The organism is Marinobacter salinisoli (genome assembly GCF_017301335.1).
In the GTDB taxonomy this organism is placed as follows: domain Bacteria; phylum Pseudomonadota; class Gammaproteobacteria; order Pseudomonadales; family Oleiphilaceae; genus Marinobacter; species Marinobacter salinisoli.
The window spans coordinates 899,139-912,714 of sequence record NZ_CP071247.1; the positions used below are offsets into that span (position 1 = coordinate 899,139).

Annotated in this window: 11 protein-coding genes; 7 read left to right on the forward strand and 4 right to left on the reverse strand. The window is 63.9% G+C overall.

The annotated features are described in order from the left end of the window. Positions 1–20: 20 nt before the first annotated feature. The 5 genes from LPB19_RS04020 to LPB19_RS04040 are packed head-to-tail and all read left to right on the forward strand — an operon-like array spanning position 21 to position 4,033. Positions 21–593, forward strand: coding sequence for an L-threonylcarbamoyladenylate synthase (locus tag LPB19_RS04020; RefSeq protein WP_206644829.1), 573 nt, complete (start codon positions 21–23; stop codon positions 591–593). A gap of 8 nt (positions 594–601) precedes the next feature. Next, entirely contained in the window at positions 602–1,531 is a 930-nt protein-coding gene (gene hemF / locus LPB19_RS04025; RefSeq protein ID WP_206644830.1) for an oxygen-dependent coproporphyrinogen oxidase, read from the forward strand. Beyond that, on the forward strand, positions 1,521–2,348 hold the full coding sequence (gene aroE / locus LPB19_RS04030) for a shikimate dehydrogenase (protein WP_206644831.1): 828 nt from the start codon (positions 1,521–1,523) through the stop codon (positions 2,346–2,348). Before hemF ends, aroE begins: the two co-directional genes overlap by 11 nt. 52 nt (positions 2,349–2,400) lie before the next feature. Further along, on the forward strand, positions 2,401–3,174 hold the full coding sequence (locus LPB19_RS04035) for a MotA/TolQ/ExbB proton channel family protein (protein WP_206644832.1): 774 nt from the start codon (positions 2,401–2,403) through the stop codon (positions 3,172–3,174). A gap of 4 nt (positions 3,175–3,178) precedes the next feature. After that, on the forward strand, positions 3,179–4,033 hold the full coding sequence (locus LPB19_RS04040; protein ID WP_206644833.1) for a flagellar motor protein MotB: 855 nt from the start codon (positions 3,179–3,181) through the stop codon (positions 4,031–4,033). 18 nt (positions 4,034–4,051) lie between these two features. Here the strand turns inward: LPB19_RS04040 and LPB19_RS04045 are convergent, their stop codons facing one another. Together LPB19_RS04045 and LPB19_RS04050 are read right to left on the reverse strand one after the other, a co-directional pair. Beyond that, positions 4,052–5,170 (reverse strand): ABC transporter substrate-binding protein, encoded by a 1,119-nt coding sequence (locus tag LPB19_RS04045; RefSeq protein ID WP_206644834.1) that lies wholly within the window; start codon positions 5,168–5,170, stop codon positions 4,052–4,054. After that, positions 5,157–6,887, reverse strand: coding sequence for a chloride channel protein (locus tag LPB19_RS04050; protein ID WP_206644835.1), 1,731 nt, complete (start codon positions 6,885–6,887; stop codon positions 5,157–5,159). The genes LPB19_RS04045 and LPB19_RS04050 overlap by 14 nt, the downstream gene beginning before the upstream one ends. Before the next feature lie 208 nt (positions 6,888–7,095). Here LPB19_RS04050 and LPB19_RS04055 point away from each other — a divergent pair, with 208 nt between their 5' ends. Together LPB19_RS04055 and gbdR are read left to right on the forward strand one after the other, a co-directional pair. Further along, a complete protein-coding gene (locus tag LPB19_RS04055) occupies positions 7,096–9,666 on the forward strand; it encodes a GcvT family protein (RefSeq protein ID WP_206644836.1) in 2,571 nt (856 codons plus the stop codon). A gap of 134 nt (positions 9,667–9,800) precedes the next feature. Next, complete coding sequence (gene gbdR / locus LPB19_RS04060) at positions 9,801–10,913, forward strand: choline metabolism transcriptional regulator GbdR (protein ID WP_206644837.1); 1,113 nt, start codon at positions 9,801–9,803, stop codon at positions 10,911–10,913. Here gbdR and LPB19_RS04065 read toward each other — a convergent pair. Both LPB19_RS04065 and LPB19_RS04070 read right to left on the reverse strand, forming a co-directional pair. Continuing rightward, complete coding sequence (locus LPB19_RS04065) at positions 10,905–12,644, reverse strand: formate--tetrahydrofolate ligase (protein WP_206644838.1); 1,740 nt, start codon at positions 12,642–12,644, stop codon at positions 10,905–10,907. The genes gbdR and LPB19_RS04065 overlap by 9 nt on opposite strands. Next, positions 12,628–13,563 carry a methylenetetrahydrofolate reductase gene (locus tag LPB19_RS04070; RefSeq protein ID WP_228289203.1) on the reverse strand — a complete coding sequence of 312 codons (936 nt, stop codon included), beginning with the start codon at positions 13,561–13,563 and terminating at the stop codon, positions 12,628–12,630. The genes LPB19_RS04065 and LPB19_RS04070 overlap by 17 nt, the downstream gene beginning before the upstream one ends. Between the last annotated feature and the right edge of the window lie 13 nt (positions 13,564–13,576).

Below are 13,576 nucleotides of genomic sequence, written 5' to 3' on the forward strand. Positions count from 1 at the left end.
TTTAATTCAACTTCAGAGACATGGCAGCTACCTCCCCACTCAGTGAATGGCAACTGCATCTGGCTCGCCAGACCATCCGGCAAGGTGGCGTGATTGCCTACCCCACCGAAGGAGTCTGGGGCCTCGGATGTGACCCCTGGGATCGTCAGGCCGTCGAACGCATCCTCGACCTGAAAGCCCGCCCGATGGAAAAAGGCATGATTCTGGTCGCCGGTTCGATTGATCAGGTCCGTTTTCTGCTCGATCCTTTACCCGAAGAACTGCAACGCGAAGCCACCCGCCACTGGCCAGGCCCGGTTACCTGCCTGTTGCCGGATGTGTTGCAACAGACCCCGGAGTGGGTTCGCGGCAAGCATTCCGCGATCGCGGTTCGGGTGAGCGCGCACCCGGTGGTCAGGGCGCTGTGCGAGGCCGCGGGAATGCCGCTGGTGTCGACCTCCTGCAATCCGGCGGGACGTGAGCCGGCCAGGTACCCCTGGCAGGTGCACCGGTATTTTGGTGACCAGCTGGAGCGGATCGTGCCGGGTCAGCTGGGCGGTAACCGAAAGCCCAGCCGCATCATTGATATTGTCTCCGGACAACAGCTTCGTTAGGAGAAACCATGCCGCAACACGCTGACAGCAGCGCCGTAAAAGACTACCTGCTGGGCTTGCAGGATCGCATCTGTGCCCGGCTGGAATCCGTGGACGAAGGTGCCGGCTTTATCCGCGACGCCTGGGACCGGCCGGAAGGCGGTGGTGGCGTCAGCCGTGTCCTCTCCGACGGCCGTGTGTTTGAAAAAGCCGGGGTGAACTTTTCCCATGTGATGGGCACCACCATGCCGGCTTCCGCCACCGCGCATCGCCCCCACCTGGCGGGTGCGCCCTGGGAAGCCATGGGGGTGTCACTGGTGATTCATCCTCACAATCCATTCGTGCCCACCTCCCACGCCAATGTCCGTTTTTTCATCGCCCGGCCTGCCGACGCCGAGCCGGTGTACTGGTTTGGCGGCGGCTATGACCTGACGCCCTACTACGGTTTTGAAGAGGACTGTGTGCACTGGCACCGGGTTGCCAAAGGCGCCTGCGATCCCTTCGGTGACGAGCTCTACCGGTATTTCAAGCGCTGGTGTGACGACTATTTCTATCTCAAGCACCGGAACGAGCCCCGAGGTGTCGGCGGGCTGTTCTTCGACGACCACAACACCGGAGATTTCGAGCAGGATTTCGCCCTGATGCGCTCGGTGGGGGACAGCTACATCGAGGCCTACGAGCCCATTGTCCAGCGTCGGAAAACCCTGCCTTACGGTGAGCGTGAGCGGGATTTCCAGCTCTACCGCCGGGGCCGCTATGTCGAGTTCAACCTGGTGTATGACCGCGGCACCTTGTTCGGTCTGCAGTCCGGGGGCCGCACCGAGTCTATCCTGATGTCGTTGCCGCCACTGGTGCGCTGGGATTATGCCCGGATTCCGGAGCCCAACACCGAAGAGGCAAAGCTGACCGAGTTCTTCCTGACCGGCCGGGACTGGCTGGAGGTAAACGATGACCAATGACCTGTACGCGGTGGTGGGCCACCCCATCAGCCACAGCAAGTCCCCGCGCATTCACAGCCTGTTCGCCCAGGAGACCGGCGAGGCGGTTGAGTACACCGCGATCCAGGCCCCCCTGGACGACTTTGACGGCACGGTTCGGCAATTTTTCGAGCGTGGTGGCAAGGGCCTGAACGTGACGGTTCCGTTCAAGGAACAGGCCTGGCAGTTGGCGGATCAGCGCACGGCCCGGGCGGCAAAGGCCGGAGCCGCCAACACGCTGTTTCTGGATGAGCATGGCAAACTGGTGGCGGACAACACCGATGGCTGCGGCCTGGTGCGGGATCTCACCGGCAACCATGGCCTTGCTCTCGGTGGCGCGCGCATCCTGGTGCTCGGTGCCGGTGGTGCCGTGCGTGGCGTGCTGGGCCCACTGCTGGCGGAAGCGCCGGCCGCGCTCACCGTCGCCAACCGAACGGTGGCCAAGGCCGAGGCACTGGCGGTTCTGTTTCAGGACGAGGCTCAGGCCACCGCCCTCACCGCCTGTGGTTTCGAGCAGGCCCAGGGCCCGTTTGACCTGATCATCAACGGCACCAGCGCCAGCCTGCAGGGGGATTTGCCACCGCTGCCAGCAAATGTGATCACAGGCGGGACCACTGTCTACGACATGATGTACTCTTTGCAGACCACGACCTTTAATCAGTGGGCTCTGGATCATGGGGCAAACCGGGTCTGCGACGGACTGGGGATGCTGGTCGAACAGGCTGCCGAGTCTTTCCGAATCTGGCGGGGCGTCACCCCGCAGACGACCCCCGTGATGGATGTATTGCGAAACGACTGAGACCGGCTCCGGCAACTGGGCGCCTACGGCTCAGCTGTCTGAAGAGGTCTGAATGGACATACTTACCCTCGTTGGCCTGATCGCCGGCGTCCTGATTGTTGGCCTGGCGATGCTGGCCAACGCTTCGCTGCTGACCTTTCTCAACTTGCCTGGCCTGGCAATTGTGCTGGGTGGCACGTTGGCAGTGACACTGATCAAATTCCGGCTGCCGGGTGTGATGGAGGCGTTCAAACTGGCCTTTTCGGCCGCCTTTATCGACAAAGTCGAGCGCCCTGCCAGCCTGATCCGTGAAGTCGGCACGCTGGCGAACGTGGTGCGCAAGGACGGCGTTCTCGGGCTGGAAAATCATCAAACCGGTAACCCGTTCCTGAGAAAGGCGATTGCCCTGTGTGTGGATGGCCACACGCCGGAACTGGTTGAAGACGCGCTGGCCCAGGAAGCCCAGCAAACCGTTGAGCGTTACGACGTGGCCGAACGGGTGTTCCGCGGCATTGGCGAATCTGCCCCGGCCATTGGCATGCTGGGGACATTGGTGGGCCTGGTGCAGATGCTGAACACCCTGGATGATCCCTCGTCCATCGGGCCGGCCATGGCCATTGCCCTGCTCACCACCCTCTACGGTGCATTCATTGCCCAGCTCATTGCCCTGCCGCTGGCGGACAAGTTGCAGCTGAAGGCCGAGGACGAGGCCCGGAACCAGCTGCTGATCATGACCTCGGTGCAGAGCATCATGCGCGGTGAGAACCCCCGGGTCATGACCGAGCTGCTGTCGTCGTTTGTCCACCCGGACCAGCGCTCCGGCCTGGCGCCCCAGCGGGAGGGCTAGGGCCGTGGCGGTTGTTCGGCAGCGCCGGAAACCCCGGCGAAAAGGTGGAACCCCGGCCTGGATCGTCACCTTTGCCGATCTGGCGACGCTGTTGCTGACCTTTTTTATCCTGCTGTTGTCCTTTGCCGAAATGGATGTGGACAAGTACCGGGCGATGGCCAGTTCCATGGCCCAGGCGCTGGGCTCCGATCGGGTCGTCGTGTTGGATGCCGGCGGATCGCCAAACCCCGTTGCCCCGCCTCAGTCGGCCGCGTCCGTGACCGGACCCGAGACCGCCGCCCCGGCAGCCAAAGCGCCGCTAGCCGGCCCCGATTTCATTGAGGAGCGCCAGGCCAGTGAGGCGGTCACCCGCGTGTCCGACGGCATCCTGGACCTGGCCAGTCGACTGATTCGGGAACTGGAATCCGAGGTGGCCTCGGACACTCTCTCGGTGAATTACGACCCGCGCCAGGTGGTGATCCGGTTTTCCGAAGAGGCCACCTTTCGCTCGGGCGAGGCAGCCATCAAGCCGGCCATGATCCCGATTATCGAGCGGGTGGTGGCCGTGCTGTCCCGGTGCTCCGGGGATGTGTTTGTCACCGGCCACACCGACGACCGGCCCATTGTCAGCAGCCGCTACCGTTCCAACTGGGATCTGTCGGCGGCGCGGGCGGTGTCGGTGGTGCATGAACTGGTGCTGAACCGGCAGATTCCGGCCGACCGGGTGTTGGCTGCAGGGCGGGCCGAAACCAATCCGCTGGTGGCCAACGATTCGCCCGATCACCGAGCCCTGAACCGGCGGGTCGAGATCGCCATCCGTGAGCCCACCTGCACCGATCCGGATCCGAACGGCGAAGCCCCGGTGGAGATCGTGCGCTAGGCGCTGGCGGCTCCGGCGTTACTTTTCCAGCCAGGCCTTGAACCACTTCTGCCGCAGGTCCAGGGTTTTCGAGTACCAGTCGTGATCCCGTTGGATGGCGCTGTCCATATGGCCGGGCGCGGTGGGCATGTGCGGCAGCATGGAGACCCGATTGTCGGTGTGCAGTCCGATGCGCTTGCGGGCCGATGCCCGGGTGGGACCATAACTGATCAGGTTGGCCTGCGCGGCCATGCGGTCGGTGCGGGTGGCAAAGGCGATGAATGCCTCCGCCTGTCCCCGCCGAGGCGTGCCGCGGGGAATGGCCCAGCTGTTGAAGCCGATCAGCTGACCATCCCAGATCACCGAAATCGGAACGCCATTGACCACCCTGGCGTGGAAAAAGCGTCCGTTGTAACCGGTTGCCATGGTGGCCTGGCCACTGGCCAGCAGCGCCGCCGGCTCTTCCCCGCTGCGCCACCAGATAATCGACTCCCGAATGCTGTCCAGACGCTCGGAGGCCAGTTCCAGCCCCCGGGGAGTGCTCAGCAGATCGTACAGTTGCTCCGGCGGCACTGACAGCGACAGCAGCGCCCATTCGAACAGGCCGACCGGGGATCGGCGCAGGGCGCGCTTGCCCGGGAAGGTCTCCAGATCGAAGAAGTCTTCAACGCTGTCGGGCTTTTCTCCCGGGAAGGCCTGGTCGTTGTAGGCAATCACCGTGGAAAACACGATCTGGGTGATGAAGCAGGGCTGAATCGCGTCCTTCATGAAGTCGTCCTCCGGCGGCGTACCATCGGGGGCCGGCACCAGAATCTCCGGATCAATCGATTCCAGCATGCCCTGATCGCAGGCGACACTGGCGTCGGATTGAATCATGTCGATCACGTCCCACCGGGCCTCCCCGCTGCCGAGGTGGTTTTCCAGATCCTCGATGCCGCCGTTGTAGGGCACCGTTTTGATCTCGATTCCGGTGGCTTCGGTGAAGGGCTCGAAGTAGGCCCGGCGCTGGCTCTCCTCGTACGAGCCGCCCCAGGTGGCTACGGTCAGCACTTCCGGGTTTGCGGCCGCGGGCTCCGGCGGTGGCTGATCTTCCGCCCTGCCGGCGCCCGCCAGTGCCCAGCACAGCAGCAGGGTGACCGTTAACTCAGGCCCCTTCATTCTCTTCCTCCCGCAGTTCGTGCACGATTTCAAGGTAGGCGCGAATCACCGCTTCCTCCGGGACCACACCGAGTAATTTACCGCTCATCGACACCAGTGGCACCGCTTCGCCGAGGAATCCGCGCAGTATTTCCATGGAATGCCAGACGGAGGTCTGCTCGTCGAAGCGGGTGAAGTCCCGGACTGCCACTTCCGCAGCAGCGGTGTCGGCAGGAGTGTTGATGATGCTTTGCAAGCGCACGATGCCCAGCAGGACATCGTCGTCATCCACAATCATGGCCTCGGCACGCTGCCCGTGTACCAGTCGCTGACGGACGGTCTCGACGGTCTCGTCGACGCGGGCGATGGTGTATGCGCCGGACAGATAATCCCGGATGGGACGCGACTCCAGAATCGCCTTGTCCCGCCCCAGGGACAGGTCGAATCCCCGGTCCCGCAGCTCCAGGTCAAACAGCGATCGGCCCATCGCCCGGTAGGAAATGATGTTGGAGAACACCACCGCCACCATGGCGGCGATGGTCAGGTCGTAGTTACGGGTCAGCTCGAACACGATCAGGATGGTGGTCAGAGGGGCGCCGATCACCGAGCTGGCCAGCGCCACCATGCCGCAGATGGCGTACACCACCGGCCCCGAATAGGGCACTGGTATCAGGTGCGGCAGCACCGTGCCGTAGAGCGCACCGAAAAGAATGCCGATCAGCAGCGCGGGGCTGAACACGCCGCCGACAAAGCCGAAGCCCAGGCAGATCGCGGTCAGCGCCAGCTTGGCAACGACGATCAGGGCCAGTTCGGTCACCTCGAACGCGTCGTCGATGGTGGCAAAGCGCAGGGTCTCCTGCCCGATGCCGAGGATTTCCGGTATCCAGAGTGCCACGATGCCCAGCAGTAGCCCGGCGACAGCCGGTCGTGCCCAGGCCGGTGCAATGTAACGCTGACTCACTCTGGAACTCAGTTTCAGCGATACCATGAATAACCACGCCAGGCCGGCACACAGCGCGCCTTCCAGTGCAAACAGCAAAAACTCATAGCTGTGCTCCACCCGGGTGAACTCCACCAGGAACAGGGCCGGTCGATCGAAAATCACGTTGGCGATGATGTAGCCGGTGGCCGCTGCCACTGTCACTGGCGCAAAGGCCCGCAGGGAGTAATGCCGCAGGATGACCTCGTGGGCGAAGACCAGCCCTGCGATCGGGGCGTTGAAGGCGGTGGAAATGGCCGCCGCCACGCCGCAGGCGATGGCGATCGAGCGCTGGTGCCGGAGGTTCAGCTTCAGATACCCGGACAGGTTGCCAAACATCGCCCCGAGATACACCAGCGGCCCGTACTGACCCACGGAGGCGCCGCTGCCCAGCGACAGCAGCGCCGCCAGGGTCGATGCCAGGCCACTGCGGAAGCCCGGTGTCGGGCCATCGGTCTGGGCCGCCAGAATCGCGTCGGGCGGCGCCAGGCCTCGTCGCTCCCGGATCAGAAACCGCGTTATCAGGCCAACCAACAGGCCGCCGAGGGCCGGCACCATCAGCGTGGCGATGGCCACCAGTCCGGGCTGATTGTCTGTCTGAACCCGCGCGTAGGGCGAGATCAGCAGCCGGTCATTGAGCCAGTGAATCGCCTCGACAAAGGCAATCGCCGCCAGCGAACTGGCGATGCCCACGGCGATGGCCACCAGGGTGACCACAGCAATGCGATAGACGATCTGATGCAGGTCGTTGCGGTTCATACTGCAAGTAAAGTCCGCTTTGGTCATCGGCTCCAGATAGCGGCTCGGGTGTCGGCCGGCCGGACGCCGCCGGGCGGTGCCGTTTTTGGTCGGCTGCGTGTCGTATTGAAGTCACCCATTAGGGCGAATCGGGGCCACATTGAGAGGGAGCGTGGCGCGCCCGGGCAGGGTGCGTCCCAGGGCGCGACAAGAACAACGGGAGACAGACATGGCACAACTACCGAAGCGCGCGAAAGTCGTGATCATTGGCCAGGGCGGTATTGTTGGATCTTCGGTGGCTCACCACCTCATTGAGCAGGGCTGGGATGACATCGTCGGCCTGGAGAAATCTGCCATCCCCACCGACATCGGCTCCACCTCGCACGCGTCGGATTTCTGTTTCACCACCTCCCACGACAAATTCAATATCTACACCACCAAATACAGCCAGGCGTTCTACGAGCAGCGGGGCAATTACGTCAGGTGCGGCGGCATGGAAGTGGCCCGGTTGGACGACGACGAACGGATGGACGAACTGCGCCGCAAGGTCGGTTCCGGTAAGGCCTTTGGCACCAACGTCAGCATGATTTCCCCGAGCGAGGCCAAGGAACGGTTCCCCTTGCTGGATGAGAGCAAGATCCAGGGCGCGATGTGGGACCCGGACGCCGGTCTGGTGGTGCCCCGCTCCCAGAAAGTCGCCGGCGATCTGGTGGAAGAGGCGGTGGCCACCGGCAAGCTCAAGGCCTTTGCCTACACCCCCGCCACTCGTATTGACGTACAGGATGGCCAGGTACGCGGCGTCGAAACTGACAAGGGCTACATCGAAACCGAGTATGTGGTTTTGTGCATGGGGATCTGGGGGCCGCTGCTCGCCTACACCGCAAACGCCGCCCTGCCCTTGATGCCGCTGGAGCACCCGCTGCTGTTTTTTGGGCCCTGCGAGGCCCTGAACGGGACCGGCAAGCAGATCGTTTATCCGCTGTTCCGGGATCAGGGTAACTCGGCTTACGTGCGCGATACCGGCGATCCGACCACCACCGAGGGCGGACGCATCGAGTGGGGCTACTACGAGCCCGACAACCCCCGGCTGGTGTATCCGGGCGCCATCGCCGAGCCGGAGGAAGCGCGCATGTCGCCCTCCATGCGTGACCTGACCCTGGATCAGGTGATGGAAGCCTACGAGAAGGCCATCGAACTCACCCCGATCCTGGGCGAACTGGGCTGGGAGGAAAAGCACTCGTTCAACGGTCTGCTGTCGGTGACCCCCGACGGTGGCTCACTGATGGGGGAATCGCCGGAAGTCCGTAATTTGTGGTTCTGCGAGGCGGTGTGGGTGAAAGATGGTCCGGGGGCCGGCAAGGTGCTGGCGGACTGGATGACTCACGGCACCCCGGAGATGGACCCGCACAGTGTGGATATCGCGCGCCACTATCCGGTGCAGAAAACGCCGGCCTATGTCTACGGCCGGTGTTATGAAACCGCGAAGAAGATTTACACCCCGGCGGTGCACCCGCGCGAACCCTTCGAGACCGGCCGCCGGATGCGCACCAGCCCGTTTTACCTGCGGGAAGTGGAGCTTGGCGGTTACTTTATGGAGGTTGCTGGCTGGGAGCGGGCGCACGGCTACGCCGCCAATGAAGCCACCCTGCTGTCCAAGTTCCGTGACCGTATCCCGGTGCGGGAAAACGAATGGGACGCCCGGCATTTCTGGGACGTCTCCAACGCCGAACAGCTGGAAATGAGCGAGTCGGTGGGCATGGTCAACCTGTCGCACTTTGCCATCTTCGACATTTCCGGTGCGGACGCGGAAGGTCTGCTGGAATTCCTGTCGGTGGCCAAGGTCGGGGGCAGCACGCCGCACGGCAAAGGTGTGTACAGCCACTTCCTGGATGCCCGGGGCGGCGTCCATTCCGATCTGACCATCATCCGGATGGCGGATGACGCCTACCGGGTGGTCTGTGGGGGCGATACCGGGCACCGGGACTATTGCTGGATCACCCGCATGGCTCGCCAGCATGGCTACCACAATGTCCACATCGAGGACCGCACGGACACCCTGGCCACCCTGGGGCTCTGGGGCCCGAAGGCCCGGGAGACCCTGGCCAGGCTGGTCAGCAATCCGGATCAGTTGTCGCACGAGAGTTTCCCGTTTGCCACGGCCCGGGAAATTGAAGTGCAGGGGGTGCCGATCTGGGCATTCCGGATTTCCTATGTCGGTGAACAGGGCTGGGAACTCTATTTCCCGTTCAGCTACGGCCTGCGGGTCTGGGATCTGCTGTACGACGCTGGCGTGACGCCGGTGGGCATTGAAACCTACGCCAACAGCCGCCGACTGGAGAAAAGCCTGCGCCTGCAGAATGCCGATCTGGAGGTTGAGTACAACCTCTACGAGGCCGGTCTGGAGCGTCCCAGGGTGAAAGAGGCGAATTTCCACGGCAAAGAGGCTTACCTGCAACAGCGGGCTCGGCCCCGGCAAGCGGCTTACCTGTGCACCATGACCATGCTGGAACACCGCGATGCGGCCGGTGTGCTGCGTTACCCGGTGGGCCAGTGGCCGATTCTGGACCCAGCGACCGGCGAGGTACTGGTGGACAGCCACGGGCGCCGGTCCTACAACACCAGTCTGGCCTGGGGGCCGTCGCTGGGTAAGAACATTCTGCTGGGCTATCTGCCGGAGGCCTATGCCCACGAGGGCCAGGAACTGGTGCTGGAATACTTCCAGGAACATTACCCGATACGGGTCGAAGCGGTGGGTTATCGGGCGCTGCTGGATCCGGACAACGAACGGGTCATGTCCTGAACCCCGGGCCTGGTTGAAGGAACCGGGCCGACATTGCCGGGTCAGAAAGTTGCAACTATTGTTAGGGTCTGGCGGCCGGTTGGGTGTGGTAACACGGGCCGCGACATGACCCTCCAACCGCAGGAGGTTGCAGCATGTCCGTCGACCCGGGCTCACGTACACCCCAGTCTGCCCAAGTGCCCTACCGGGTCGGTTTCCTGCTGGTCGAAAACTTCACCCTGATTGCCCTGGCGACCGCCGTTGAACCATTGCGGGTGGCGAACCAGCTGGCCGGCAAGGAGCTTTATTCCTGGTCCTTACTGACGGCTGGCGGCACCTCCGTGCGCGCCAGCGACGGCATGGTGGTCATGCCCGATGCTGGCATTCAGGAAGGTGAGCGCTTTGATCTGGTGATCGTCGTTGGCGGGGTCGATGTGGTGCACAGTTTCTCCCAGGCCGAGGTGAGCTGGCTCAGGCAGCAGGCCCGCCGCGACGTATTGCTGGGTGCCGTGTGCACCGGGGCTTATATCCTCGCCAGCGCCGGCGTCCTGGATGGCCATGCCTGCAGTGCGCACTGGGAATGTCTGGAGGCCATTCAGGAAGACTTCCCCCGGGTGCAGACCAACAATCATCTGTTCACCCTGCAAAAGACCCGCATGACCTGCACTGGCGGCACCGTGCCCATGCACATGATGCTCAGCTTCCTGGCTCGCCGCCATGGGCCCGAACTCAGTAACGCGGTATCGCAGATGTTTGTCTGCGATCGAGTGCGCGAGGAGTCCGAACCGCAACCCATCCCCATGTTGCCCCAGCTGGCCAAGCTGCAGCCCCGGCTGGCCGAAGTGGCGCAACTGATGGAGGCCAACATTGAGGAGCCCATTGAACTGGGTGAGCTGGCGGCACTGGCGGGCACCTCCCGACGACAGCTCGAACGGCTGTTCCTGAAACACCTTGGCTGCACGCCGTCACGCTATTACCTGCGGGTGCGCCTGAATCGGGCCCGTCGGTTGCTGAAACAGACCTCCTGTTCGATTGTGGAAATCGCCTCGCTGTGCGGCTTTGTCTCGGCCACCCATTTCAGTCGCTGCTACCGCAAAGCCATGGGCCGGGCGCCTCGGCAGGAACGGCTCGAAGTTCCCGGGCTGGACGCGACCCTGGCGGTGCCGGGTGAGCTCGGGCTGGCGCCGTTTTCTTCCAAGGAAGCGCTCCGGCGCGCCAGCATTGAGCCCACCTACGGCAGCATCAGGCAGCGCGGCGAATCAGGTTAGTCCCACCACCAGGCCGTTCTCGTCCAGACCGATATCCAGCGCCGCCGGCCGCCGTGGCAGCCCCGGCATGGTCATGATCTCGCCGCACACCGCCACCACAAACCCGGCACCGGCCGCCAGCCGCACCTCCCGGACTGGCAGGGTGTGCCCCGAGGGCGCGCCCATCAGTGACGAATCAACGGAAAAGCTGTACTGGGTCTTGGCAATGCACACCGGCAGGTAGCCGTAACCCAGGGCCTCGTATTCCCGAAGCTGTTGCCTGGCCGTGGCTGTGAACTCCACATGGCTGGCGTGGTAGATGCGGGTGGCAATGGTTTCGATCTTCTCCGCCAGCGGCAGGCTGTCGTCGTACAGGAAGCGTACGTCGGGTTTGCCTTTGCCCAGTTCGTCGAGCACGGCCTGCGCCAGCTCCAGGGCACCGTCACTGCCGCAGGCCCAGTGTTCCGCGGGCACGGCGGTCACGCCCAGGTCCTCGCAGATGGCCTGGACCAGTTCCATTTCCTCTTCGGTGTCCCCGGGGAAGCGATTGATGCACACCACCGGATTCAGGCCGAATTGCTGCAGGTTCTGGATGTGCCGCTCCAGGTTGGCCGCACCGGCGCGCAAGGCCTCGGCGTCGGGATTCGCAATCCGGCTGCGGGGTACGCCGCCATGCAGTTTCAGCGCCCTGAGGGTACACACCAGCACCGCCGCATCCGGCTGCAGGCCGGAGTGCCGGCACTTGATGTCGATAAACTTCTCCGCGCCAAGGTCGGCGCCGAAACCCGCTTCGGTCACGGTAATGTCGTTCAGCGCCAGGGACGCCCGGGTTGCCATCACCGAATTGCAGCCGTGGGCAATGTTGGCGAACGGCCCACCATGGATGAACACCGGGTTATGCTCCAGGCTCTGCACCATATTCGGCTGCAGGGCATCCTTCAACAGCACCGAAAGCGCGCCTTCCATGCCCAGATCCCCCACGGTGACGGGGCTGTTGTCGGCGCGCCGGCCGACCAGCATGTTGCTCAGCCGCCGGCGCAGGTCCAGCCGTCCTTCGGCCAGGCAGAGAATGGCCATGATTTCGGACGACACGGTGATGTCGAAGCCGGTTTCCCGGGGTACGCCATGGGCCTTGCCACCGAGCCCGCAGACCAGGTTACGGAGCGAACGATCGGTCAGGTCCACCACCCGGCGCCAGCTGATCAGCCGTGGGTCCAGGCCGGCTTCGTTACCCCAGTGGATATGGTTGTCGATCAGCGAGGCCAGCAGGTTGTGGGCGGTGGTAATGGCGTGGAAATCGCCATTGAAATGCAGGTTGATGTCCTCCATCGGGATCACCTGGGAACGGCCGCCGCCGGCGGCGCCGCCTTTCATGCCAAAGCAGGGGCCCAGGGAGGGTTCCCGCAGACACACGGACGAGCTGACGCCCAACCGGTTCAGGCCGTCATTCAGGCCCACGCTGGTGGTGGTCTTGCCCTCCCCGGCGGGTGTCGGTGTCATGGCTGTGACCAGCACCAGCTTGCCTCGCGGCGCCGCCTCGGAGGTGTCGACGTAGGTCATATCCAGCTTGGCCTTGTAGTGGCCGAACGGCACCAGACTCTCGGCCGGCAGGCCGAAGCGTTGCTGGGCCAGCAACAGGATGGATTGGGGCTGGACCGAGCGGGCGATCTCGATGTCCGGTTTCGGTGTCAGGTTGAGATTGTCCAGCACCGGCGGATGGGAAGTCTGCTGTTCGTTATACCGGAAGCCCATTGGCCTGTCTCCTTTGGTCCTCAACGGACCGACTGTGCTCTTGAATCCATTGCGCCGACTGGCGCAAACCTCCGAACGGAAACAGATGGATGCCCTTGAGCAAGGTATCGGGATTGTCGACGCAATACTCTGCCAGGGAATGAATCATGTCGTCGGGCGCCCAGGCACGCAGCAGTCTGGCGCTGCCGGGGCGTTTGAGAAGCAGTTTGCTGGATGCCCCGAGGCCACACTGGGCGGCGTAGGCCATCAGGGTTTTGATGCGAGTGGGCCCGGCCAGCCCGATATACACCGGCACCTGCTCCAGCAGGGTGCCGAGGCTCTGTAGCCAGTCCGTTACCACCTGGGCCTGGAAGGTGAACTGGGTCACCACCCACAGCCGGGTGCCCGTGGTACGGGCATATTCCTGTTTGATGTCGAGGGCGCGGGTCAGGGTGGCCCGGTCGGCCCGTGGGTGCCCCTCGGGATGGCCGGCCACGCCGATGCCCTTGAAGCGGAAGCTGGACAGCACGCCGGACTCGAGGATGGCCAGGGTATCGGGGAAGGGCCCGGCAACCGGGTCGCGGTCGCCGGCGATCAGCAGGAACCGGTCCACCGGGCTTTCCTGCAGCTGGGCGAGCCAGTCCTCCAGTTGCCGCCGGCTTTGCACCATCCGGGCGGGCAGGTGCGGCACCGGCTCCATGCCCAGTTCCCGCAACCGCACGCAGGCGGCCAGTGTGTCGCTGAACTGCCCCTTCGGCAGGAAGGGCACGTACACCGCCGTCCCTGCCGGCAGAAGCTGTGGCAGATCCTCGGTGGTGCAGATCTGCCGGGGTGTGGCTTCAATGGACGCCGAGTGCAACAGCGTCAGCAGGTGCCGGTGTACCGCGTCGGCCCGATCAATCGCTGGCGTCAGCGCCTGGGGTTGGTTGGTGAACGTCATAGTGCATCACCCT